This window comes from Arthrobacter sp. Cza30 (genome assembly GCF_059090765.1).
Map to the genome: position 1 here is coordinate 256,364 of NZ_JBNHGA010000002.1, position 22,190 is coordinate 278,553.

The 22,190-nt window shown below is 68.2% G+C and carries 23 protein-coding genes; 3 read left to right on the top strand and 20 right to left on the bottom strand.

All coding sequences use genetic code 11. The annotated features are described in order from the left end of the window. The first annotated feature begins 83 nt into the window (after nucleotides 1-83). A complete protein-coding gene (locus AC5RVZ_RS06460; RefSeq protein WP_494064954.1) occupies nucleotides 84-1,070 on the top strand; it encodes a hypothetical protein in 987 nt (328 codons plus the stop codon). Between the two features lie 80 nt (nucleotides 1,071-1,150). Here the strand turns inward: AC5RVZ_RS06460 and AC5RVZ_RS06465 are convergent, their stop codons facing one another. From AC5RVZ_RS06465 to AC5RVZ_RS06540, 16 genes are all read right to left on the bottom strand, one after another. Next, a complete protein-coding gene (locus AC5RVZ_RS06465) occupies nucleotides 1,151-3,190 on the bottom strand; it encodes an NHL domain-containing thioredoxin family protein (RefSeq protein WP_494064955.1) in 2,040 nt (679 codons plus the stop codon). After that, nucleotides 3,187-5,388: a bifunctional copper resistance protein CopD/cytochrome c oxidase assembly protein gene (locus AC5RVZ_RS06470; RefSeq protein ID WP_494064956.1), complete on the bottom strand. Its 2,202-nt coding sequence runs from the start codon at nucleotides 5,386-5,388 to the stop codon at nucleotides 3,187-3,189. Before AC5RVZ_RS06470 ends, AC5RVZ_RS06465 begins: the two co-directional genes overlap by 4 nt. Beyond that, entirely contained in the window at nucleotides 5,381-6,043 is a 663-nt protein-coding gene (locus AC5RVZ_RS06475; RefSeq protein ID WP_494064957.1) for a copper resistance CopC family protein, read from the bottom strand. The genes AC5RVZ_RS06470 and AC5RVZ_RS06475 overlap by 8 nt, the downstream gene beginning before the upstream one ends. A 48-nt stretch (nucleotides 6,044-6,091) precedes the next feature. Continuing rightward, nucleotides 6,092-6,703: a hypothetical protein gene (locus AC5RVZ_RS06480; RefSeq protein ID WP_494064958.1), complete on the bottom strand. Its 612-nt coding sequence runs from the start codon at nucleotides 6,701-6,703 to the stop codon at nucleotides 6,092-6,094. 144 nt (nucleotides 6,704-6,847) lie between these two features. Beyond that, nucleotides 6,848-7,132, bottom strand: coding sequence for an HU family DNA-binding protein (locus tag AC5RVZ_RS06485; RefSeq protein ID WP_136785733.1), 285 nt, complete (start codon nucleotides 7,130-7,132; stop codon nucleotides 6,848-6,850). A 349-nt stretch (nucleotides 7,133-7,481) separates the two neighbouring features. Beyond that, on the bottom strand, nucleotides 7,482-7,787 hold the full coding sequence (rpsN, locus tag AC5RVZ_RS06490; RefSeq protein ID WP_127512988.1) for a 30S ribosomal protein S14: 306 nt from the start codon (nucleotides 7,785-7,787) through the stop codon (nucleotides 7,482-7,484). A gap of 2 nt (nucleotides 7,788-7,789) precedes the next feature. Further along, the gene (rpmG, locus tag AC5RVZ_RS06495; protein WP_127512989.1) at nucleotides 7,790-7,957 is read right to left on the bottom strand and encodes a 50S ribosomal protein L33; all 168 of its coding nucleotides are present in this window, start codon (nucleotides 7,955-7,957) and stop codon (nucleotides 7,790-7,792) included. Beyond that, nucleotides 7,957-8,193, bottom strand: coding sequence for a 50S ribosomal protein L28 (gene rpmB / locus AC5RVZ_RS06500; RefSeq protein WP_136785732.1), 237 nt, complete (start codon nucleotides 8,191-8,193; stop codon nucleotides 7,957-7,959). The genes rpmG and rpmB overlap by 1 nt, the downstream gene beginning before the upstream one ends. Before the next feature lie 412 nt (nucleotides 8,194-8,605). Next, on the bottom strand, nucleotides 8,606-9,097 hold the full coding sequence (locus AC5RVZ_RS06505) for a MarR family winged helix-turn-helix transcriptional regulator (RefSeq protein WP_494064959.1): 492 nt from the start codon (nucleotides 9,095-9,097) through the stop codon (nucleotides 8,606-8,608). A gap of 80 nt (nucleotides 9,098-9,177) precedes the next feature. After that, complete coding sequence (locus AC5RVZ_RS06510) at nucleotides 9,178-9,957, bottom strand: SGNH/GDSL hydrolase family protein (RefSeq protein WP_494064960.1); 780 nt, start codon at nucleotides 9,955-9,957, stop codon at nucleotides 9,178-9,180. Nucleotides 9,958-10,004: 47 nt separating this feature from the next. Next, nucleotides 10,005-10,343 (bottom strand): YnfA family protein, encoded by a 339-nt coding sequence (locus AC5RVZ_RS06515; RefSeq protein ID WP_494064961.1) that lies wholly within the window; start codon nucleotides 10,341-10,343, stop codon nucleotides 10,005-10,007. A gap of 39 nt (nucleotides 10,344-10,382) precedes the next feature. Then, a complete protein-coding gene (locus AC5RVZ_RS06520; RefSeq protein ID WP_494064962.1) occupies nucleotides 10,383-11,738 on the bottom strand; it encodes a transaminase in 1,356 nt (451 codons plus the stop codon). A 30-nt stretch (nucleotides 11,739-11,768) separates the two neighbouring features. Beyond that, complete coding sequence (locus AC5RVZ_RS06525) at nucleotides 11,769-12,566, bottom strand: ABC transporter permease (protein ID WP_494064963.1); 798 nt, start codon at nucleotides 12,564-12,566, stop codon at nucleotides 11,769-11,771. 11 nt (nucleotides 12,567-12,577) lie between these two features. Beyond that, nucleotides 12,578-13,513 carry an ABC transporter permease gene (locus tag AC5RVZ_RS06530; protein ID WP_494064964.1) on the bottom strand — a complete coding sequence of 312 codons (936 nt, stop codon included), beginning with the start codon at nucleotides 13,511-13,513 and terminating at the stop codon, nucleotides 12,578-12,580. Beyond that, on the bottom strand, nucleotides 13,513-14,676 hold the full coding sequence (locus tag AC5RVZ_RS06535) for an ABC transporter ATP-binding protein (protein ID WP_494064965.1): 1,164 nt from the start codon (nucleotides 14,674-14,676) through the stop codon (nucleotides 13,513-13,515). The genes AC5RVZ_RS06530 and AC5RVZ_RS06535 overlap by 1 nt, the downstream gene beginning before the upstream one ends. Next, nucleotides 14,676-15,845, bottom strand: coding sequence for an ABC transporter substrate-binding protein (locus AC5RVZ_RS06540; RefSeq protein ID WP_494064966.1), 1,170 nt, complete (start codon nucleotides 15,843-15,845; stop codon nucleotides 14,676-14,678). Before AC5RVZ_RS06540 ends, AC5RVZ_RS06535 begins: the two co-directional genes overlap by 1 nt. Before the next feature lie 424 nt (nucleotides 15,846-16,269). Here AC5RVZ_RS06540 and AC5RVZ_RS06545 point away from each other — a divergent pair, with 424 nt between their 5' ends. Together AC5RVZ_RS06545 and AC5RVZ_RS06550 are read left to right on the top strand one after the other, a co-directional pair. Then, nucleotides 16,270-16,764 carry an Lrp/AsnC family transcriptional regulator gene (locus tag AC5RVZ_RS06545; RefSeq protein WP_494064967.1) on the top strand — a complete coding sequence of 165 codons (495 nt, stop codon included), beginning with the start codon at nucleotides 16,270-16,272 and terminating at the stop codon, nucleotides 16,762-16,764. Nucleotides 16,765-16,838: 74 nt separating this feature from the next. Continuing rightward, nucleotides 16,839-18,227, top strand: coding sequence for an aspartate aminotransferase family protein (locus tag AC5RVZ_RS06550; protein ID WP_494065504.1), 1,389 nt, complete (start codon nucleotides 16,839-16,841; stop codon nucleotides 18,225-18,227). A 76-nt stretch (nucleotides 18,228-18,303) separates the two neighbouring features. On the opposite strand, the gene AC5RVZ_RS06555 is transcribed toward AC5RVZ_RS06550, so the two are convergent. From AC5RVZ_RS06555 to AC5RVZ_RS06570, 4 genes are all read right to left on the bottom strand, one after another. Then, nucleotides 18,304-18,855, bottom strand: coding sequence for a hypothetical protein (locus AC5RVZ_RS06555; RefSeq protein WP_494064968.1), 552 nt, complete (start codon nucleotides 18,853-18,855; stop codon nucleotides 18,304-18,306). Between the two features lie 141 nt (nucleotides 18,856-18,996). Then, the gene (locus tag AC5RVZ_RS06560) at nucleotides 18,997-20,046 is read right to left on the bottom strand and encodes a siderophore-interacting protein (RefSeq protein WP_494064969.1); all 1,050 of its coding nucleotides are present in this window, start codon (nucleotides 20,044-20,046) and stop codon (nucleotides 18,997-18,999) included. Between the two features lie 103 nt (nucleotides 20,047-20,149). Next, nucleotides 20,150-21,019, bottom strand: coding sequence for an ABC transporter ATP-binding protein (locus AC5RVZ_RS06565; protein WP_494064970.1), 870 nt, complete (start codon nucleotides 21,017-21,019; stop codon nucleotides 20,150-20,152). After that, on the bottom strand, nucleotides 21,020-22,117 hold the full coding sequence (locus tag AC5RVZ_RS06570; RefSeq protein ID WP_494064971.1) for a FecCD family ABC transporter permease: 1,098 nt from the start codon (nucleotides 22,115-22,117) through the stop codon (nucleotides 21,020-21,022). It abuts the gene before it with no gap. Nucleotides 22,118-22,190 lie beyond the last annotated feature (73 nt).

Sequence of the window (22,190 nt, forward strand, 5' to 3'; positions counted from 1 at the left end):
CGCCGGCATGTAACGCAGCTGACACCGATCCGTGGAACCGCGCCAACAGGTAACGGGCGCCCCCAGCAGGTAACGTAGGGCGGGTGGGAAATTCGACAGTGCTCAGGACCGTGGCCACGTGGCTGCTGTGCCTGATGCTTGCCGTGGCCGCTGCCGCCGTGACGATCATGCTGGTCAATGCGTTCGTGTTCAGCCCGCAGCACCAGGTGAAGGCGTACTTCAAAGCGTTGGAAGACGGCGACGGCGGGGCGGCGCTCGGTCTGCTGCACGCCACCGTGCCGGATGCCAACGCCGCCATGCTCGACGGCGCCGCGCTCAAGGCCTCGGTGGAGGACATCGAAGACCTGGAAGTCGGCGATCCGGTGCCGGCGGGCGAGGACAAGGTGGACCTGCCCGTCCAGTACACGGTTGGCGGGGCGCCGCACACCTCGACGTTCACGTTGGAAAAGACCGGCACCACGTGGATCTTTTTCAACCAGTGGTCCTTCGTGCCCAGCACTCTTCCCACCATCAGTGTGGACGTGATCAACGAGAACGAGGCCTCGCTGAACGGAACCCGGGTGGCGCTGCCGGACGGCAAGAATTCCTTTGCGGTGTTCTATCCCGGCACCTTCGAGGCGCACTACGCGAGCGACTACTTCGCCGCCCCGGTCGTGGAATCCGTGCTGACCGGCCCGGAAAACGCGCAGGACGCCCGGCTCTCGCTGGCGACGGCTGCGACCCCCAAGCTGGTTCAGGACCTGGGCGCCCAGGTCAACGCCTTCCTCGACTCGTGCGCGGAGCAGCGCGTGCTGCAGCCCTCCGGCTGCCCGTTCAGCGCCGCGATGGACCGCGTCCAGGACAACACCATCAACTGGTCGATCGTGAAGTACCCGGACGTCAAGATAGAACCCTTCAAGGGCAGCTGGGTGCTGAGCCCGCTGACCGGCGTCGCGAAGCTGAACGTCGTGGAGATCGATTTGTTCACCGGCGCCTCCGTCGAGCGGGAGATCGAGCAGGAGTTCGGCTTCACCGGCCGGCTGTCCGTCATCGACGGCAACGTGACCCTGACCCCCGTCGTGGAGTACTGAGTCCGCTCCTGACCAGACGCCGGAGGCGGACAGGCTGTCCTGTCCGCCTCCGGCGTTGTCAGACCCTGCCGCGCGCCCGCCTAGTTCAGCCCGCGCAGGTCCAGGGTCATCTCGCCCGTTCCGGAGCCAATGACCACGGGGATGCCCCAGTCCTGCTGGTACAGGTGGCAGGCGGCATGGTCCGGGATCTCGCCGCCGGGTTCGCCGTCGCAGGCCGCCGCCCGTGCGGTGATGTGCAGGACGCCCTCGGCGACCTCGTCGGACAGCACCAGTTCGCGCACCAGCCCCACCGAGGTGCCGGCGCCGGAAACCAGCAGGTTCTCCGGCGAAGAAGAGATCTTCAGCTGGGTCGGGTCGCCCCAGCGGTCATCCAGCTTCTGGCCGGTGGGGGCCGCGAAGCGGACGGTCAGCGCCAGAGGCCCGGCCGAGACCTCGGTCTTGGGCCGCTGCGTCTGCGAGGCCCCCTCGTCCACCTTCAGGGCCTCCTGGGGGACGGGAAGCCGGACGAGCTGGTGCTTGTTCGCTTCCACCACCAGCAGCAGCGGCTCGCCTCCCCCGGCCACTGCAGAGGTGTCCAGCATGACGTCGGACGGCTCGGCCAGACCGCGTGCCAGGGTGGAGACGGTCCCGCTCACCGGGTCATACCGGCGTACCGCCCCGTTGTAGGTATCCGCCACGGCCACCGAGCCGTCCGGCAGGACGGCCACGCCCAACGGATGCTGCAGCCGCGCCTCGGCTGCCTCCCCGTCGCGGAATCCGAAGTCGAAGAGACCGGTGCCGACGGCGGTGGAGACGTGTGCCCGCTGCTCGCCCTTGACCTCCACGAAGGAGATCTTGCGCAGGGCCGACGTCTCCGAGTCCGCGACCCAAATGCCTCCCGCCGCGTCCTCGGCCAGGCCCGACGACTGGGCGAACCAGGCCGCGGTGGCCTCGCCGTCCTGCAGGCCTTCCAGCCCGGTACCGGCAAGGATGGCGACGGCGCCGGAGGCCGGGTCGAAGGTGAAGATCTGGTGCACGCCGGCCATGGCGATCACCACTGCCTCCAACCGGGTCGACCACAGGACGTCCCACGGCGAGCTGAGCGAGACGGCGAGCGGGTCGGCGGGAAGCTGCTCCCGGCCCGATGCGATGGCTTCCGCCAGTTCCTCCCCCAGCGCTTCCCCGGAAGCCGCTTCGTCCGCCACGGATCCGGGACCGGCTTCGGCGAGCCCCGGCGCGGTGCGCTGGGAGCCGGCATCGAGCAGCCGCTGCACCCCGCTGCCGGCGATCGTGGTCACCTCGCCGGTGGCCAGGGACAGGCCGCGGAGGCGGTGGTTCACGGAGTCGGCAACGACGACGTCGTAGCCCGCCGTCCCGCGGATTCCTTCCGGAAGCAGGGCCACGCCCTGGGGCTCGTTGAACTGAGCGGCATCGGCCGGCCCGTCCTGCCAGCCCTTCACGCCCGAACCGTAGGTCTTGAGCACGGTCGACAGGTCCGCGGCCAGTTCCACCAGCCGGTGGTGGCCGGTGTCGCTGACCAGGAAGGACCCGCCGGCGGAGCCGACGCCGTCCGGCAGCGGGATGGCCTTGCCCGGGAAGCGCAGGTCGCCGGCGGTGGTTTCCGCGGGCACGTACGGCCCGTCGCCGCGGTGCAGCGTGCCCTTGGCTTCGTGTTCGGCCACCAGCTCTTCCACCAGCGACGCCAGGCCGCCGGAGTGGCCCTCTCCGGACAGGTGCGCCACGATGTAGCCCTCGGGGTCCACGACCACCAGCGTCGGCCACGCCCGGGCGGCGTAGGCCTGCCAGGTCTCCAGCTCCGGATCGTCGAGTACCGGGTGGTGGATTTCGTACCGCTCCACGGCCGCCGCCAGCGCCACGGGGTCGGCCTCGTGCTCGAACTTCGGGGAGTGCACGCCGACGGTGACCAGCACGTCCTTGTACTTTTCCTCCAACGGCCTCAGCTCGTCCAGCACGTGCAGGCAGTTAATGCAGCAGAAGGTCCAGAAGTCCAGCAGCACAATCTTGCCCCGCAGGTCTTCCAGCCCCAGCTGCTTGCCGCCGGTGTTCAGCCAGTTGCGCCCCACCAGGTCCGAGGCACGGACCCGGTAGTTGCTGCGGATGGTGTCGGCTGCCTCAGTCATCTGGTTTCTCCTTGTGTCCGGCCGGCGTCATCCGGTTCCGGAACGGGCGGCTGCCCGGTGGTGGTTGTCGGAAGTTCATGGTCGCCGGAGTCCGTGCCGGGCCCGGCGGCAGGCCGTGCTGCCCCCGGCGGGACCAAGCGTGCATCCTGCCGGGCCATCTTGGCAAACATATCGTTATAAGCCGCCAGTTCGGCGTCGTTATTCCTATCGGCCGAACGATCTTTACGCTTTGTTTCCCGCGCGTCCGACCGCGACCAGGCAATGGCCACTCCGACGGCGATGCAGAGGGTGGGTATTTCCCCGATGCCCCACATGATGGCCCCGCCGAGCTGCTGGTCGTCCATGGCCGGCAGTCCCCACTCGCGTCCCATGCTGCCGAACCAGGAGGCCTGGATCAGGGCCGTGGAGCTGGTCAGGGCGACGCCGAAGAATGCGTGGAAGGCCATCGTCGCGAACAGCAGCAACAGCCGCAACGGATAGGGCGCCCGCCGCGGCAGCGGATCCTGGCCGATCATCGAGAGGATGAACAGGTAGCCGGTGAGCAGGAAGTGCAGGTTCATCAGCTCGTGCCCCACGTGCTCGCGCAGGGCGAAGCCGAACAGCGGCGAGTAGTAAAAGATGATGATCGAGCCGGCGAAGTTCGCTGCCGTGAAGAGCGGATGGGTGATGACCGCGGAATACTTCGAATGCACCAGCCAGAGGATCCATTCGCGCAGGCCCTTGCTGCCGTCGCGGCGCGGCGGCAGCGCCTTCAGCGCCAGCGTGACCGGCGAGCCCAGCACGAGGAACAGCGGCACCACCATGGTCAGGGCCATGTGGTCCAGCATGTGCGCGCTGAACAGCACCATCCCGTAGACTGCCGGCGCCCCGGACGTGACGTAGGTAAGCGCCAGCAGGCCGACGATCCAGCTGATGGTCCGGGCCACCGGCCAGCCGTCTCCGCGCCGGCGCAGCCTGGCGGCCGCGACCAGGTAGGCGATGCCGGTGACCAGGGCGAACGTCACCCACAGCCAGTCCCACCGCCAGACGGTCAGCCAGCTGCTCCCGACCAGTTCCGGCGGCAGCTCGTAACCGGTCAGGATGCGTGCCGGGGACGCGTCCGGCGGCAGTTCCTCGGGCGTGGGCGGCGCGGTGCGGGCCAACGCCGTGGCCACGCCGAACACCGCGGCCATGATGAGGAGTTCCACGGTGATCAGCTGCCACAGGACGCGCTTGCCGGACTTTGTTCCGAGTTCGGGGATGATCCACTGCCGGTGCATGAGGCCGATGGCCCCCAGCAGCAGCGTGGCGAGGGCTTTGATCACCACGAGTACCCCGTAGGGGCTGGAGAGCTGGTCCAGCGAGGTGATCCGAATGGACGCGTTGATGATGCCGGAGAAGAACACCAGGCCGAAGCTGATTAGCGCCAGCGATGAGTAGCGGCGCAGCACCTGCCCGGTGATGTCCTTGGTGCCCAGCGTCCCGGAGATGACCGCGAGCACGATGATTCCGCCCACCCAGAGGCAGGCTCCCAGCAGGTGCAGTCCGATCGAGTTGACCGCCCCGTAGTGGTCGTCGCCGCCGGCCGAGTGGCCGATCAGGGCCATCGGCAGCAGCCCGCCGATGGTGGCCAGCGCCAGGGTGGCGCCCAGCCCCGGGAGGGAGCGGAGCCCGAAGATCAGCGTGGCCACGACGGCGGCCACCATGGTGATGGCGAGCCAGGCCTGGCCGGTCCCGATGTCCGTCATGAAGCCGATGAAGCCGGCGGTGTAGTTGGCGTCCCCGCTGACGGGCAGCCCGGCGACGTCGGAGAAACTGAAGACCAGCACGGCCATGGCAGCCAGCGTCCAGACGACGGCGGCGACCGCGGCCAGCCGCAGCGCGGCCGTGAAGGCGGGATGCTCGGGGCCCTGGTCGCCGTTGCCCGGCCTGCGGCCGGGACGCAGCTGCCGGGGAAGGATGCCGACGGCGAAGAGCAGCGCCGCGATGACGGCAGCCAAAGCGGTGTTGTTGGCGGCCTTGGCCACCGGCAGCGCCCATCGGGTCAAGGCGCCGGGGTCGGAGAGCTGGCGGGTAGCGGCCGCCCCGGAGTACAGCAGGGCTGCCGCCAGCGCCAGGACGAGGACGACCGCACCGGCCAGGAGCCATCCCCTGCCGATCCCGTCGGCGGTGATCGCAGCAGGACGCCGGTCAGCCGCAGGGGTCAGCCGCTCAGCCACGACCGCCAGCGCCTCCGCCCCGCTTGCTCATCACGAAGGCGGCCAGTCCGGCCAGGATAGCCAGCGTGCCGGCGCCCAACGCGAGGAACAGTCCGGCGCCGCCGGCGCCGCCCTCTTCCCCGGCCACCTCGGCGGTGTCGCCGGCTGCGGCTGCGGATGCCGGAGCGGAGGCCGAGGCAGTGCCGCCGGCCGCGAGGGAGAATTTTGTGGTTCCTTCGATCGGGTGGCCGTCGCTGGAGACAACCCGCCAGCCAAGCTGGTAGTCGCCGTCGGGCATCCCGTCCTGCAGGGGAATGGTGACCTCGCGGCCGCCGAGCACCGGCGCTCCGGCGGCCCAGTCGGTGCCGGCGGTGTCCAGGACCTGGGTGGTGGTGCCGATATCCATCACATTCGCGCTGAATTCCAGCACGATGTTCTCGGGCTGGACGTCGAGGACGGCGCCGTTTTCCGGGGTGGATCCGATCAGTTCGTCGTGGGCCGCGGCCGGGCGTGCCAGCGTCAGCGCCGCCGACAGCCACAGCAGCATGGCGACCAAGGCGGCCGCGAGCAGCCGGCGCAGGCCCGCCTGCCGGGCAAGGCGTCGGGCGTCCTCGCGGCGCTGCCTGGCTGCCGAAGGCCCGGAGGCGGCAACGCGGACGGGTGCAGGGGTGTTCATCAGGGGGTTCATCACGTTCTTTCGTCGGGGGATGCGCGGGTGCGCCGGTCAGAAAGCGTGATGCAGGGGCGGCCCCCGGTGCCGCAGGGAAAGCAGCGGCGCTCCAAGCGCGGCGAGGGTTCGGACAGTCCGTGCCCCGGGGCTGGCCAGCCTGGCCCGCGGTACCGGATGCCAGCCGTACAGCCGGCGCGGGATTGCCAACAGCATGGTTCCGGCCAGGGCCGCGGCAGCTTGCTCGCCGCGGCGCAGCAGCAGGACCGTTGCAACGGCAGCGGCAAGGTGGGCTGCGAGCATCGCCGGATCCTCGGCGGCGGCCGGCGGGGCTGGTGCGGCCGCCACCCAGTCGCCGGGAGGCAGCGCCGGGCCGTGGCCGGCATGGGCTCCCGCGCCGGGGGTTATTCCCGCCGGGGCGCCGTGGCCCGCCCGGAAGAGCAGGTGGTAGATGGCCTGGCTGCCTCCCACCGCGGCCAGCAGGCGCGGCCAGGACAATGACTTGCCGGCCAGGCCCACGCAGACGAGCCCGGAGAGGGCGAGGGACAGGGACCAGACGGCCAGCGCGGGCGCGTGCCCTCCGCCGGCCAGATGCGACAGCGCAGCCGCGGAGGTGGCCACGGCAGCGCCGAGCCAGCCGCGCAGCAGCCGCGCTTCCCGCTGGACCATGCCGAGTCCTCCGTCCGATGCTTCCGGGTGTGCCAATGGCGCACGCCCCGCCCGGCTATTTTACCGCCGGTAGAAGTTAAGGCGTTAAAGAGCAGGACCGCCACCGGTTGCCGGTGACGGTCCTGCGGAAGCCTGGTGGGAAAACTACTTCTTGGCGACAGCAGCCTTCAGCTTGGAACCAGCGGTCAGCTTCACGCTGTGGCCGGCCGGAATCTGGATGGATTCGCCGGTCTGCGGGTTGCGGCCGGTGCGGGCCGCGCGGTCGGTGCGCTCGACGGCGAGCCAGCCCGGGATGGTGATCTTCTCGCCCTTGGCGACGGAGGTCGCGAAGATGTCGAACACGGCGTCCAGGACACCGTTCACTGCGGTCTGGCTGGTGCCGGCCTTCTCTGCAACAGCTGCAACAAGTTCACTGCGATTGATAGCCAATTTTTGTCCTCCTGGACTGCTTCGGTTTGGTCAGAGCCTCCGCAGGCTGCGGAAAAGCTACTGAGCGAAAACTTACCAGCTTGGCCGCCCCGATCCGGCAAAATCCGCGGAATCTGGCGGAATTTTTAGCGAAATCCCCCGAATTTGGGCCGATTCAGCCCCGCGGGGTCCGCTTTTTGCGCCGAGAGCATATGATGGGCCGTTTCCGCGCGCCCCGGCTGCCCCCGGTTTCGTGTGGCACGGCCGTCGTTCTCCCCGCTGCCTGCCGGAGCCTCCCGGGCATGGCAAAGGCGGCGGCCCTGTTGGACCGCCGCCTTAATGCAGCTTCACCGGGAAGCCGGCCGGATTGCTACCAGCTGGACTTCTTGATGCCCGGCAGTTCGCCGTTGTGCGCCATGGTACGGAAACGCACGCGCGAGATTCCGAACTTCTGGAGCGTGCCGCGGGGGCGGCCGTCGATCTGGTCGCGGTTGCGGACGCGGACCGGGGACGCGTTGCGGGGCAGCTTCTGCAGGCCCAGGCGGGCCTCTTCGCGGGCCTCATCGGTCGCGTTGGCGTCGACCAGGGTCTTCTTCAGCTCGGCACGCTTCGCGGCGTAACGCTCGACTACGACCTTGCGCTGCTCGTTGCGAGCAATCTTGGACTTCTTGGCCATGTTTAGCGCTCCTCTCGGAATTCGACGTGCTTGCGGATGACCGGGTCGTACTTCTTCAGGACAATGCGGTCCGGGTCGTTACGACGGTTCTTCCGGGTCACGTAGGTGAAGCCGGTGCCGGCGGTGGACTTCAGCTTGATGATGGGACGTACGTCCTTGTCCTTAGCCACTAAAGCTTCACACCCTTCGCGAGGAGCTCGGCGACGACAGCGTCGATGCCGCGAACGTCAATGGTCTTGATGCCGCGGGCCGAAACCTGCAGCGTGACGTTGCGGCGCAGGGACGGAACCCAGTAGCGCTTCTTCTGAATGTTCGGATCGAACCGGCGCTTGTTGCGGCGGTGCGAGTGCGAAATGCTGTGGCCAAAGCCGGGCTCGGCTCCGGTCACCTGGCAGTGTGCTGCCATGATCTCTCCTCCAGTTGTAGTAAATATTGACGGACCTGACGCAGAAACGTAAGTAAAGCGCCTGCGAATCTGCGTGTAAGAGCGCCCGCCACCAGTTGTGACACCGTTATTACTGCGACTTTCCGGAGGTGAACCTGGCGGGGTGAGATCCAGCCGAAGTGCCTCGCCGCGGGGAAGACGGTGAAGTCAGGTGCAATAAGCCGCTTGCCTCCCGGGGGAGGCACGGCCTATCCGCGACCCTCAATTCTAGGTAAACACGGACGCCACGCAACGTCGCCATCCCCCCGCCTGGGCAAGGGGGTGCCAAGTTGCGTGACTTAACGCCTTTCCATCTTAGGGGCAGCGGCGGTTTGGATCAAACCAGCGGCCGGCCCTCGACGGCGGCCGTGAACCGCGGCGCCGGGCGCGCGGCTCAGCTGTTCAGCCGCGGTTCGCGCAGCACCCAGCTGTTGGGCTCCAACTGCTGCACGATCTTCTTGCCGATCCGCTCCAGGTCCTGCACATCCCTGCGGTCCAGTCCGTCGAAAACCGCCTGGCGCACGGTCTCGACGTGTCCCGGCGCCAAGGCCACGATCGCGTCCATCCCCGCATCCGTGAGCAACGCCATGGTCACCCGGGCGTCGTCGGCGCACTGCGTCCGGGTAACCCAGCCGCGGCCCTGGAGCTTTTTGACCACGTGCGAGAGCCGGGACAGCGAGGAATAGGTGCGGGAGGCCAGCTCGCTCATGGGCAGCGACCGGTCCGGAGCCTCGGACAACATGGCCAGCACGTTGTAATCGAAGAGCGTCAGCTTGCCCTCCCGGTACAGCGGGGCGTCGAGGTTGCCCGGCAACAGGGTGGACACCGCCAGCAAGGCCAGCCAGGCCTGGCGTTCTTCGGGGTCGAGCCAGCGTGCAGAAGTCATGCCTCTATTCTGCCATAAAACTTGAGGCTTCAACTGTTAGGCCGGGCGGGCCGGCACCAACCGCTTCTGCCCGCACGGCACTAGACCCGTCCGGTGGCGTGGAGCCCCGTGAGCTGCGGGTACTTCGCGGTGAGCGAGTCCCCCGAGGACGTGCCGCGCAGCCGGCGTCCCATCCACGGGCCCAGGTGCTCGCGGGCCCACCGGACGTTGGCGACCATCGCGCGCCGGCGGGTCAGCGCCGCCAGGTCCGGCAGCGCCGGCAGGTCGATGATGTCCTCGGCCTGCAGCACTTCCAGCACCTTCTTGGCCATCAGGGTGTGCCCGGCCGTGGACATGTGCAGGCGGTCGTCGTCCCAGTAACGCCAGTCGCGGAACTCGCGCATCCGCCAGTAGTCAACGATTCTTGCCCCGTGCAGGTCGGCAATCTCCCGCACCCACTCGTTGTAGATGGCGGTGCGGCCGCGGGTCTTGCTGAAGACCGCCGAGGCCACCGTGTCAAAGCCAGTAAACAGCACGACGTCGGCCCCGGTGGCGGCCAGCTTGGCCACGCCGGCTTCGTACCCTGCCATCAGCGCGTCGATGTCCACCCGCGGGCGCAGGAGATCGTTGCCGCCGGCGTAGAGGGTGACCATGGTCGGCCGAAGCGCTACGGCGGCGTCGATCTGGTCGTTCAGCACCTGGGTGATCTTTTTGCCGCGGATGGCGAGGTTCGCATAGCCCCAGCCGGTGTCGGCGAGCATCAGCTGCTCGGCAACCCGGTCGGCCCAGCCGCGTACACCATTGGGCAGGCTGGGGTCCTTGTCTCCCACCCCCTCGGTGAACGAATCCCCCAAGGCCACAAAACGCTTCGCGAAAGTCACCGGACCAGATTAACAAAGAAACCGTTCCGGCAGCTGCGCGGCGCGGCCTAGGCGACGCTGCGCGGTGCGTACATGATGACGGCGACCCCGGCGAGCGCGAGCCCGGCACCAAGGTAATCCCAGCGGTCCGGCTGGAAACCGTCCAGCAGCATTCCCCAGGCCAGCGATCCGGCGATGAACACTCCGCCGTACGCGGCCAGCACCCGGCCGAAGTTCGCATCCGGCTGCTGGGCGGCGATGAAACCGTACAGGCCCAGGGCCATCACGCCCAGGCCGGCGAACCACCAGTCCCGGCCTTCGCGCACCGCCTGCCAGACCAGCCAGGCGCCGCCGATCTCCGCAATGGCGGCGAGGACAAACAGGATGGCGGATTTGGCGATCGTCATCCATCCAGTATCCCAAGCCAACGGCTCGCGCCCGCCGCCTCAGCCGCCCGTCAGTTCCCGGACGGCTTCTTCGAAGACCTCGTGGTGCCGTTCGACGTCGGCGCTGGTGGTTTCCGGGCACATCAGGGCCATGTTGTGGAACGGGGTGAGCAGGATGCCGCGGTTGACCAGGTACAGGTGCAGGAAGTCTTCCAACCCGCCGTCGTGGCTGGCCGCCGACTCCGTGCCGTTGCGGGGGGCCGGGTTGGCGAAGCGGTATTCGGCCCGGGCACCCAACTGGGACACGGACCACGGCAGCGAATACGTGTCGATCACCCGCTGCACGCCGGTGGCGAACTCCGTGGCACGGGCGGTCATGGCGGCGAAGGCCTGGTCGGTCAGCACGTGTTCGAGGGTGGCCCGCATGGCCGCGACGGACAGCGGGTTTCCGGCCAGGGTGCCGCCCACGCCGCCCATATCCACCAGGTCAAGGTCGGCGCGGCCCAGTGCCCGCTCGGCCAGTTCGGCGCTGAGCCCGTAGGCGCCGCAGGGGATGCCGCCGCCGATGGATTTGCCGATCACCACCACGTCCGGCTCGAGCCCCCACGCCGCGGTTGCCCCGCCCGGGCCGGCGGAAAAGGTGTGCGTCTCGTCGATGATCAGCAGCGTGCCGTGCCGGCGGGTCAGTTCCCGCACGCCGTCCAGGTAGCCCGGTTCCGGCAGCACGATGCCGATGTTGGTCAGTGCCGGTTCCATCAGCACGGCCGCCACGTCTCCGTAGGCAAGCTGGCGCTCCAGGGCGGCAAGATTGTTGAACTCGGCGACCCTGCTGGTTTCCGTCACGTCCACCGGCGCCCCGACGTTGCCCGGGCGGTTCAGCCCCTCGCCGTCGGGGCCGGCCACGATCAGCGATTCGTCCACCGACCCGTGGTAGCAGTACGGGCTGAACAGGATCTTGCTCCGGCCGGTCAGGGCCCGGACCAGCCGGATGGCCCACCGGTTGGCATCGGTGGCGGTGAGCGAGAAGCTCCAGCGCTCCACGCCGAACCGGCGGGCCAGCTCCGCCCCCACCCACTCGGCGTCCGCGGTGGGCAGCATGGTGGCCAGTCCCCCGTCGTCGGCGGCGCGCCGGATTATCGCCTCGACGGTGGGCTGCGGGGAGTGGCCGGCCATCGCGCCGGTGTCGCCCAGCGCGAAGTCCACGTATTCGAGTCCGTCCACGTCCCACACCCGGCAGCCGCGGGCCCGCGCGAGGTAGAGGGGGAAGCTGCCCGCCTTCTTGTTCATCCAGGTCATCGGGACTTTTCCGAAGAGGTGGGACGCGCCGTCGTACAGTGCCTTGGACTGGGGATGCTTGGCCTCGAAGTCCTGCAGTTCGCGGGCGAACAGCGCCCCCAGCCGGTTCCGGTCGATCATGAAGTGCTCCTAGTCAGCAGGCCGGGCGGGTCAGCGTGCCGCCAGCATCTTGGCGCGGCGGTGCGCGAGGATCTGCCCGCCGATCACGATCAGCAGCGCGATGATGAACATGGCAGAGCCGATCACGTTGGCCTGGGCGGGAATGCCGCGGGTGGCTGCCACGTAGATGAACTTCGGGAAGGTATCCACGTTGCCGGAGTTGAAGTTGGTGATGATGAAGTCGTCGAAGCTGATCGCGAAACTCAGCAGGGCCGCCGCCACGATCCCCGGCAGCAGCAGCGGGAAGGTGACCCGCCAGAACGCCTGCATCGGGGAGGCATAGAGGTCCGCCGCCGCCTCCTCCAGCTTGGGGTCGAGGCTGGCGACCCGTGCCTTGACCGTGACCACGACGAACGAGATGCAGAAAACGGTGTGGGCGATGATGATGGTGCCCTTGCCCAGTTCCGCGCCCACGTTCAGGAACTGCGCCAGCAGCGAGGCGCCGAGGACGACTTCCGGGGTGGCCAGCGGGAGGAAGATCAGCATGTTGGCGGTGGAATTGAACCGGAACCGGTAGCGGACCAGCCCGATGGCGATGGCCGTGCCCAGGAGGACGGCTATCACCGTGGCAACCGCGCCGATCTGGAGGCTGTTGCCCAGCGCCTGGCAGACTGCCGGGGCGCCGCACGGGTTGGCCCAGTTGTCCCAGGTGAAGGCGCGCCAGGTGAGGTTGGTGCGCCCGGCGTCGTTGAAGGAGAACACGAAGACGTAGGCGATGGGGACCAGCAGGAAGACGAATGCCAGGCCGCCGAACACAGGGACCAGCCAGCGGCCGAAGGAGTTTTTCACGTCAGAGCCCCCTACAGCAGTTCTTTGGTGCCGAAACGGCGCACGTAGATGAAGACCAGGGCGAGGATGGCCAGCATCAGCACAAAGGACAGTGCCGAAGCGCCCGGATAGTCGACGATGCGGAAGAACCGGGAGTCGACGACCTGGCCGATCATGGTCGTGTTCTGGTTGTTGCCCAGCAGCGAGGCGTTGATGTAGTCGCCGGCAGCCGGAATGAAGGTGAGCAGCGTTCCGGCCATCACCCCGGGCATCGACAGCGGCAGCGTGACCGTCCTGAAGGTGGTGAAGCCGTTGGCGTAGAGGTCGTTGCCGGCCTCGATCAGCCGGGTGTCCAGCCGCTCCAGGTTCGCGTAGATGGGCAGGGTCATAAAGGGCAGGAAGTTGTAGGTCAGGCCGCAGACCACGGCGAAGGCGGTGGCCGTGAGCCGCCCGTCCGGCGGAAGCAAGGCCAACGCCCTGAGCACGGAAACCACCGGGCCCTCGTCGGCGAGGATCTGTTTCCAGGCCTGGGTGCGCAGGATGAAGCTGGTGAAGAACGGCGCGATGATCAGCACCAGCAGGATGCCCCGCAGCAGGCCGCGCCCGCGCAGCCTGACCGCAATCAGGTAGGCCATCGGATAGCCGATCAGCAGCGCCGCGGCGGTGGCGACCAGCGCGAACCCGAAGGAACGCAGCAGCTCCGGCCAGTAGCTGCCCAGCACCCGGACGTAGTTGTTGAACTCCAGCGCCGGCACGAATTGGCCGATGTCGGCCCCCGGCGGCTTCGTGTAGAGCGAGGTCGCGAGCAGCGAGAACACCGGGAGCACGAAGAACAACAGCAGGAAGAAGAAACCGGGCAGGATCAGCCAATAGCCCATCCGCCCCCGGCGGCGTTCCTCCTTGAGTTCCCCGCTGCCGCGTCCCTTATCCGGCGCGGATGACGTGTCTGCGGTGGCCAGGGCACTCATCAGACACCGTCCTCGGGCGCCCCGTACTGCGGTTCCTCGTCGCCGTCGAGGCCAAAGGCGTGTTCCGTGTCCCAGCTGAGCACCACGGCGTCGCCCGGCTGGGCCAGCTGCTGGCCGTGGTTTTGGCTGAAGACGCCCACCGTGCCGATCCCGGCTACCTCTACCAGGTACTCGGTACTGACCCCGGTGAACGAGGTGTCGAGCACGGTGCCGCGCAGGACGTTGGCGGCCTCGGCCGGCGCATCATCCGGCCACATCATCTTCAGCTTCTCCGGGCGGATCCCGATCAGCGCCTTGCCCCGGTGCGCGGTCGCGCGCTCCTTCAGCACGGTCAGCCGGTTGCCGTTGGCATTGACGACGACGGCGTCGCCCCGGTCCTCGATGATCTCACCGGCGACCAGGTTGGATTTGCCCAGGAAGTTGGCCACGAAGACGGTGCGCGGCAGTTCGTAGAGCTCGCGGGGAGCACCCATCTGCTCCACCTTGCCGGCGTTCATGACGGCCACGGTGTCCGCCATGGTCATGGCTTCTTCCTGGTCGTGGGTGACGTGGACAAAGGTCAGTCCGACCTCGGTCTGGATCTTCTTCAGTTCCACCTGCATTTGCCGGCGCAGCTTCATGTCCAGCGCGCCCAGCGGCTCGTCCAGCAGCAGCACCGCCGGCTGGTTGACGATGGCCCGCGCCAGCGCCACGCGCTGCTGCTGCCCGCCGGAGAGCTGGGCCGGCCGGCGTGCGGCCAGGTGCGACAGCTCCACCAGCGCCAGTGCCTTCTTCGCCTGCTCCTGGGCATCGCGGACCTTGCGCCGGCGCAGCCCGAACGCCACATTGTCCAGCACGCTCATGTGCGGAAACAGGGCGTAGTTCTGGAACACGGTGTTGACCGGCCGCTGATGCGGGCTGGCCTTGCTGATGTCCTTGCCGCCGATGCTGATGCTGCCGGACGTGGGCTGTTCAAGCCCGGCTACCATCCGCAGCGTGGTGGTCTTGCCGCAGCCGGAGGGGCCGAGCAAGGCAAAGAACTGGCCGGCCGGAATGGTCAGGTCCAGGTCATCGACGGCCACGAAATCGCCGAACCGCTTGGTCACGGACGCCAGCACCAGATCCGCGCCGCTGTCTACGCCGACGGCATTGGCGTGCTCTGTCCTCAGTGGTGCCTGGGTCATCAGTTGCCGATCGCCTGCTGGAAACGGTTGCCGAAATCGGTTTCCTCGTCGGCCTCAAGGCTGCGGAAGACCTTGACCTTGGCCAGGTCTTCGTCCGTCGGGAAGATCAGCGGATTGTCGACCAGTTCCGGATCGATCTTCTCCATGGCTTCCTTGGCCCCCTGCACCGGGCAGATGTAGTTCACGTAGGCCGCGACGGTCGCCGCGTTTTCCGGATCGTAGTAGAAGTCCATCAGCGTTTCCGCGTTCTTCTTGTGCGGCGAGCCGATCGGCACCAGCAGGTTGTCCGACCACAGGGTTCCGCCGGCTTCCGGGAGCGCGAATTGCCACTTGTCGCCCTCTTCGAAATTCAGCTGCGTGATGTCGCCGGACCAGCAGATCACCGCCAGCGCGTCACCGGAGATCAGGTCTTCCTTGTAGGAGTTGCCCTTGACCTGGCGGATCTGGCCGTCGGCGATCTGCTTTTGCAGGACCTCCAGGGCAGCGTCGTATTCGCTCGTGCCCCAGTCACCGGAAATGTCCACGCCGTTGTCCAGCATGAGCAGGCCCATGGTGTCGCGCATCTCGTCGAGCACTTCCACGCGTCCCTTGAGCTCGGGCTTCCACAGATCGGATACCGTCCGCAGCCCGCCCGGGACCGCTTCCTTGTTCCAGGCAATGCCCGCGTACCCGGATTGCCAGGTCAGGGAGTTCTTCCGGTCCGGGTCGAAGTCCACGTTCTTCAGGGTCTCCAACAGGTTGGCCGCGTTCGGAATGTTCGCGTGGTCCAGTTCCTGTGTGTAGCCGAGCCGGATCAGGCGGTCCGCCATCCAGTCGGTGAGCGTGATGATGTCCTGTCCGATGTCCTGCCCGGCGGCGAGCTGGCCCTGGACCTTCCCGAAGTACGTGTCGTTTCCGTCGATGTCCTCGGAGTAGTTGGCCTGGATCCCGGTTTTCTTCGTGAAGGCCTCCAGCGACGGGTAGGTCTGGCTGGAGTCGTCATAGTCCAGGTACAGGGTCCAGTTGGCCCAGTTGACTTCCTTTTCCTGGTCCGACAGGTCTTCCGCCGGGGACAGCGCACCCGCCGAGCCGGTGTTCGACGAGCCGCCCGTGCCGCCCGTGCCACACGCAGCGAGCAGGCCGGCCAAAGTCAGTCCGCCGGCGCCCATCAGGACGTTCCGGCGGGACATTTGCGCAGCGATCAGGCGTCGCAGGCGTGGGTCTTCAGGTAGTCGTTTCGGCATCTGGTGCTCCTGTTGACGGATCGGACCTCGCTGGTGCGTCGATACTTGCAGACGCCGGAGGCCCCGACAATAGTTTCAGTTGTAAATTTTTGGTGACACGACGAAATCCGAAGCACGCCCCGCTGCCTGAACGTGAATTGTTCCCTCCCGAAGGGCGCACCCGCGAAGTATGCACCCGGCGGACGGAACGGCCGCACGCTGAAGCTGAAGTGAGCTGCTTCACAACAGATAGTAGCCTCTAGATCTGCGTATATCGATAGCCTCGGCGGCGAATCTTTTCGGATTCAGCACTTGCGCTCTCATCAGACAACGGATTCAATAGTCAGCAATCCCTGCCGGTGGCGGGTATTCGCTTAGGAGGTGGATACGCTTGACCTTGCTGCCCAGTGCCGGCCACGGCCTCATCGGCAACGGCCACAGCCCTGCGGTTGACGAGGTCTCCAAGGCCATCATCGAGCAACTGCAGGAAGACGGCCGGCGCTCCTACGCCGCCATCGGCAAGGCGGTCGGGCTCTCCGAAGCAGCCGTCAGGCAGCGGGTGCAGAAGCTGATCGACTCCGGCGTCGTGCAGATCGTCGCGGTCACCGATCCGCTGCAGCTCGGCTTTGCGCGGCAGGCCATGCTGGGCATCAAGACCGCCGCCGACCTGCTGGAAGTGTCGGACAAGATCGCCGAACTGGACCAGGTGCACTACTGCCTGGTCACCGCGGGCTCGTTCGACATTCTGGCCGAAATCATTTGCGAAAACGACCAGGATTTGTTGCGGCTGGTAAACCAGATCCGCGGCATTCCCGGTGTCCTGAGCACCGAAACATTCATGTATCTCTCTCTGCGCAAGCAGGAATACAACTGGGGAACCCGATGACACAGACATCAGCATCGCCAAGCACCAGCATCCCGGGCCAAGGCACGCCCGCCGGCACCACGACCGACGCCCCGATGCGCCGGTCCTACACCACTCCGATGGGAACGGACCGCCAGCAGGCGGCCCGCGACCACCTGTGGATGCACATGGCCCGCCACTCGCCGCTGGCTGCCGGCGGCAATGTACCGGTGATAACCCGCGGCGAGGGCCACCTCATCTACGACGATCAGGGCCGCGAATACATCGACGGCCTGGCCGGGCTCTTCGTGGTCCAGGTGGGCCACGGCCGCGAGGAACTCGCGCAGGCGGCCGCCCGGCAGGCCAGGGAACTGGCCTTCATGCCGCTGTGGTCCTATGCCCACCCGGCGGCCATCGAGTTGGCCGAACGCCTCGCCCACCACGCCCCGGGCGACCTGAACCGGGTCTTCTTCACCACCGGCGGTGGAGAAGCCGTGGAATCCGCGTGGAAGCTGGCCAAGCAGTACTTCAAGCTGCAGGGCAAGCCCAACAAGACCAAGGTGATCTCCCGCGCCGTCGCCTATCACGGCACCCCGCAGGGAGCGCTCTCGATCACCGGGATCCCGGACATGAAGGCACCCTTCGAACCGCTGGTGCCCGGCGCTTTCCGCGTCCCCAACACGAACCAGTACCGCGCCCCGGCGGGCCTGGAAGACCCGAAGGCCTTCGGCCGCTGGGCCGCGGACCGGATCGGCGAAGCCATCGAGTTCGAAGGCCCGGACACCGTTGCCGCCGTGTTCCTGGAACCGGTGCAGAATTCCGGCGGCTGTTTCCCGCCGCCGCCCGGGTACTTCGAGCGGGTGCGGGAAATCTGCGACGAGTACGACGTTCTGCTGGTCTCCGACGAGGTTATCTGCGCGTTCGGCCGGATCGGTTCCATGTTCGCCTCCACCGACTTCGACTACGTGCCGGACATGATCACCTGCGCCAAGGGCATGACCAGCGGCTACTCGCCGATCGGCGCGATGATCGCCTCGGACCGCCTGTTCGAACCGTTCAAGCATGGCGACACGACGTTCTATCACGGCTACACCTTCGGCGGGCACCCGGTCTCGGCCGCCGTCGCCATGGCCAACCTGGACATCTTCGAACGCGAGGGCCTGAACAACCACGTCAAGGAGAACGCCCCGGCCTTCCGCAAGACGCTGGAGAAGCTGCTGGACCTGCCGATCGTCGGCGATGTCCGCGGCGAGGGCTATTTCTACGGGATCGAACTGGTCAAGGACAAGGCCACCAAGGAGACGTTCAACGACGAAGAGTCGGAGCACCTGCTGCGCGGCTACCTGTCCAACGCGCTGTTCGACGCCGGCTTGTACTGCCGGGCGGACGACCGTGGCGACCCCGTAGTGCAGCTGGCTCCGCCGCTGACCATCGGACAGCGCGAATTCGACCAGATCGAGCAGATCCTGCGCTCCGTCCTGACGGAGGGCATGAACCACCTCTGACCGGCAGCAGGACTCCCGGGGAGGGGGCCTGTCCCCGAAACGGTGAGGGCGGTGGGTGGCGGGCCACCCACCGCCCTCAGCCGGCTTCGCCGCGGACCTGCCGCAGCCACCTACGCCGCGCGGCCAGGCAAGGCTCGATGTCGGCCACGCTTTCCAGCGCCACCGCCTGCGCCTCGAGCCCGGCCGCTTCGATGATGATGCCGTAACGTCCACGCTCGGCACCGGCCCACCACTTGCCGCCGTCCTGCCAGAGCGCGAACTCCACCAGTTCACCGTCGACGGCGATGCCCACCATCCGCGGCTCCTGGCGGTCCAACTCGTCCAGCTGCCGCAGGTAGGCGTCCTTGTCCTCCACCATGGCGCGGGCGCCCAGCCGCATGGTTCGAATGCTCTGGTTTACCTCGTGGGCCGTGGTCAGGACCTGCGCATAAGGCGAACCAAGCCCCGGATCGCCATGCAGCAACCCGTGGGGGCCGCCGTCGAAAATCCATTCGCCGACCATGACGCCGCCGTCCCAATCGCGGAGGCCGAAACACGGCAACTCCGGAAAAGTCTCGCGAATGCGCTGCTCCCCTTCGGCCACGATGGCCCAAAATCCGTCCTGGTCCCGCTGCCCCTCAACGCCCATGGAGCAAGTATGGCAGCGGCCTGCCCGGTTTCGCCCGGAAATTTTGGCCGCGGGCCCCGCGGACCCGGCGGGCACGTACACCACGCCCGTGTCCCCGGCCGGCGATGCCGCCGCCAGGAGGGACAGTCCGGTGCCGGCGCCCTACAGTTCGGCTTTACCGGCCCGCCAATAGCCCATGAACGCCACCTGTTTGCGATCCACTCCCACGTCCCGGACCAGGTAGCGGCGCAGCCCGCGGATGACCGCCGCCTCCCCCGCCATCCAGGCGTAGAACGGCCGGGTGGAACCGGCGGTGGTTTCCCACAGGATCACCTGGTCGATGTCCACTTCTTCGGGGTCCTCCCCCGTCGCCGGCGCCAGGCCGGCTCCGGGCACGACGACGGCGGCGCGCACCGCTTCGTCCAGCAGCTCGCCGTGCGGGCGGCCGCCCCGCGCCAGCCAGGAGACCTGCACGTCCGCCGCAGACCGGATGTCCTGAAAGTCCGCCGGGTCGGGGACCTCGAGTACGGCGTGGCCCGTCATGTGCCCCGGGAGGCTCTCCAGGATGGCCGCGATGGCGGGAACGGCGGTTTCGTCGCCGGCGAGCAGCACGTGCGAAGCCAGCCCGGGCCGCCACTCAATGCCGCCGTAACTCTTCGCCGTCGCGCAGTTGGCCGCCGCGGCGTTCGGGCCGATGATGGTGACCTCGTCGCCGGGCACGGCGGCGGCCGCCCAGCACGACGCCGGGCCGCCGTTTCCGTCGGCGTCGAAATGCAGCACAAAGTCCACGTCCAGTTCGGGCCCCCGCCCGCCTTCCGCCGGCCGGAAGGCGCGGACGGTGTAGGTGCGCATAAAGCCGCGGCGGGCCGGGTCCATGGCCAGCCACTGCTGGTACCAGCCGCCGCCCAGTTCCACCGCGGCGTCCGTGCCGGCCGCCGAGGTTCCCTGGCCGGCCGGCGTTCCAGGACCGGACGGGCGCGCGGCGCCGCCGAACGCCGGCAGCGGCAGCGGACGCCCGTCTGCGCCGGTGGACGGGATCATCACCTTGATCCGCAGATCCAGCGTCGGCCCGTCCACGCCGAAACGGCGGAGCGACTCCCCGCAAAAGGTGACCCGCCGGTAGCTCGGCGAGAGGTCCTCCACCCGGGCGACGGCTACGCCGAAGGCCAGCACCGGCACCACGGCGGATGTTTCAGTTGCTACAGCGGTCATCGTGCTCCGTTCTCCATGTCCGTTCCTTCGGCTGCGCGCCGGGTTTTCCTTCCGGCGCCGCCGGGACCCTGTCCGGGCGGTTGTAGGCGCCTGCCGGCCGCGCTCACGCCGCGGGCTCTTCGTGCTTGAGGTCCGTCGTGGACAGGGTTGGGGCGGCGCCGGGTTCCCCGGCCGGGGCGGGCGCCTCGCAGTGGTGGCGGCCGACCGGAACCACCATCGGCGTTCCGGAGACCGGGTCCGGGATCACCCGCGATTCCAGTCCGAACACCGTCTGCACCAGCTCCTCGGTGACCACCTGGGCGGGGGCGCCCTCGGCCACCACCCGGCCGCCCTTCATCGCCACGAGCTGGTCGGCGTAGCGGGCGGCGAGGTTCAGGTCGTGCAGCACGATGGCCACGGAGGTGCCGCGGCGCCGGTTCAGGTCGGTGATCAGGTCCAGCACCTCCACCTGGTGGGCCACGTCCAGGAACGTGGTCGGCTCATCCAACAGCAGCACGTCGGTCTCCTGGGCCAGCGCCATCGCAATCCACACCCGCTGGCGCTGGCCACCGGAGAGTTCATCCACGTTCCGGTCGCCCAGCTCCAGGGTGTCGGTGGCCGCCAAGGCCGCGTTGACGGCGTCGTCGTCCTCCCGGGTCCACTGCCGGAACCAGCCCTGGTGCGGATACCGGCCGCGGCCCACCAGCTCCGCGACGGTGATGCCGTCGGGTGCCGCCGGGCTTTGCGGCAGCAGGCCCAGCACCTTCGCCACCTCGCGGGTGGACTGCCGGTGGATGTCCTTGCCGTCCAACAGCACGGACCCGGCACCCGGCTTGAGCAGCCGCGCCAGCCCGCGCAGCAGCGTCGACTTGCCGCAGGCGTTCGCCCCGACGATGATCGTCACCTTGCCCTCCGGCAGCCTGACGGTGAGGTCCTGCACGACGGTGCGCTGGTCGTATGCCAGCGTCAGGTTCCGGGATTCGAGCGTGCGCACTTAGCCTCCTTGGCCTCGGCGGTTGGTGGTGACCAGCAGCCAGAGCAGGAACGGCGCACCCAGCGCACCCGTCACCACCCCGACCGGCAGCGAGGCGCCGTCGGTCAGATACATCGGAATGAGGTTGGCCGCGGCGAAGTCGGCGGCCAGCACGATCAGGGCACCCACCAGCGCGGCCGCCGGCAGCGATGCCGCACCCCCCAGCAACCGGCGGGCGATCGGCCCGGACAGGAACGCGATGAACGCGACCGGACCTGCCGCGGCAGTGGCCGCGGCGGCCAGCAGCACCCCCACCGCCATCAGGCCCAGCCGGGCCGGCGCCACCCGGACGCCCAGCGCGGCAGCGGCGTCGTCGCCCATTTCCAGGCCGTGCAGGCTGCGGGCCAACAGTGCCACGGCCACGAACAGGACGCACAGCCCCGCCACCAGGACCGCTGCCCGGTCCCAATTGCTGGAGTTCAGCGACCCGTTCAGCCAGACCAGCGCGCCCTGGGCGGTGCGGATATCCGTGCGGGTCAGCAGGTAGCTGACCAGCGCCTGCATCACCGCGGCGAAGCCGATGCCCACCAGGATCAGCCGCGAGTTGGCAGCCCCGGACACCGTGCTGGAGCGGTACGAGATCGCGTAGATTCCCCCCGCCACCACCAGCGCACCGGCCATGGCGGCGGCGGAGACCGCGGCGCCGGCCGCGCCGAACACGACGATCGCGGTCACGGCGGAGGCGCTGGCCCCGTAGCTGATGCCGATGATGTCCGGGCTGGCCAGCGGGTTCCGCAGCATGGTCTGGAAGATGCTGCCGGCCAGGCCGAACGCGAGCCCGACCAGCACGCCAATCACGGCCCGCGGCAGTTTGTGCTCCATCACGATGAAGCTGGCCCCGGGGATCTGTTCGCCGGCCAGCAGCCGGAAGAAGTCCGGAACGGTCACGGTGTAGCTGCCCAGCAGGACGTTGACCAAAAACAGGACGACGACGATGCCCGCCAGGGCGGCGATGACCGCCGCGCGCCGCCGGCTGCGTCGTCCGGCCCTGACGGGAGCCGCGGCTCGCCGGCCGCCGCCTCCGCGGGTGCGGGGTAAATCTTCGAGTGCACCCTCCATATACCCTGCACTCGACGACAAACCCTGTCCTGGCCGGTCCGGGGCCTGGGGCAAAGCGGAGCCGGCCGCCTGC

Excerpts from the sequence above, each read along its gene's own strand:
- AC5RVZ_RS06550 (WP_494065504.1), top strand. The coding sequence starts at position 16,839 with ATGCGCCGGTCCTACACCACTCCGATGGGAACGGACCGCCAGCAGGCG.
- AC5RVZ_RS06535 (WP_494064965.1), bottom strand. The coding sequence starts at position 14,676 with ATGACCCAGGCACCACTGAGGACAGAGCACGCCAATGCCGTCGGCGTA.
- AC5RVZ_RS06505 (WP_494064959.1), bottom strand. The coding sequence starts at position 9,097 with ATGACTTCTGCACGCTGGCTCGACCCCGAAGAACGCCAGGCCTGGCTG.
- AC5RVZ_RS06475 (WP_494064957.1), bottom strand. The coding sequence starts at position 6,043 with ATGAACACCCCTGCACCCGTCCGCGTTGCCGCCTCCGGGCCTTCGGCA.
- AC5RVZ_RS06520 (WP_494064962.1), bottom strand. The coding sequence starts at position 11,738 with ATGATCGACCGGAACCGGCTGGGGGCGCTGTTCGCCCGCGAACTGCAG.
- rpmB (WP_136785732.1), bottom strand. The coding sequence starts at position 8,193 with ATGGCAGCACACTGCCAGGTGACCGGAGCCGAGCCCGGCTTTGGCCAC.
- AC5RVZ_RS06555 (WP_494064968.1), bottom strand. The coding sequence starts at position 18,855 with ATGGGCGTTGAGGGGCAGCGGGACCAGGACGGATTTTGGGCCATCGTG.
- rpsN (WP_127512988.1), bottom strand. The coding sequence starts at position 7,787 with ATGGCCAAGAAGTCCAAGATTGCTCGCAACGAGCAGCGCAAGGTCGTA.
- AC5RVZ_RS06480 (WP_494064958.1), bottom strand. The coding sequence starts at position 6,703 with ATGGTCCAGCGGGAAGCGCGGCTGCTGCGCGGCTGGCTCGGCGCTGCC.
- AC5RVZ_RS06515 (WP_494064961.1), bottom strand. The coding sequence starts at position 10,343 with ATGACGATCGCCAAATCCGCCATCCTGTTTGTCCTCGCCGCCATTGCG.
- AC5RVZ_RS06570 (WP_494064971.1), bottom strand. The coding sequence starts at position 22,117 with ATGGAGGGTGCACTCGAAGATTTACCCCGCACCCGCGGAGGCGGCGGC.
- AC5RVZ_RS06540 (WP_494064966.1), bottom strand. The coding sequence starts at position 15,845 with ATGTCCCGCCGGAACGTCCTGATGGGCGCCGGCGGACTGACTTTGGCC.
- AC5RVZ_RS06530 (WP_494064964.1), bottom strand. The coding sequence starts at position 13,513 with ATGAGTGCCCTGGCCACCGCAGACACGTCATCCGCGCCGGATAAGGGA.
- AC5RVZ_RS06465 (WP_494064955.1), bottom strand. The coding sequence starts at position 3,190 with ATGACTGAGGCAGCCGACACCATCCGCAGCAACTACCGGGTCCGTGCC.
- AC5RVZ_RS06560 (WP_494064969.1), bottom strand. The coding sequence starts at position 20,046 with ATGACCGCTGTAGCAACTGAAACATCCGCCGTGGTGCCGGTGCTGGCC.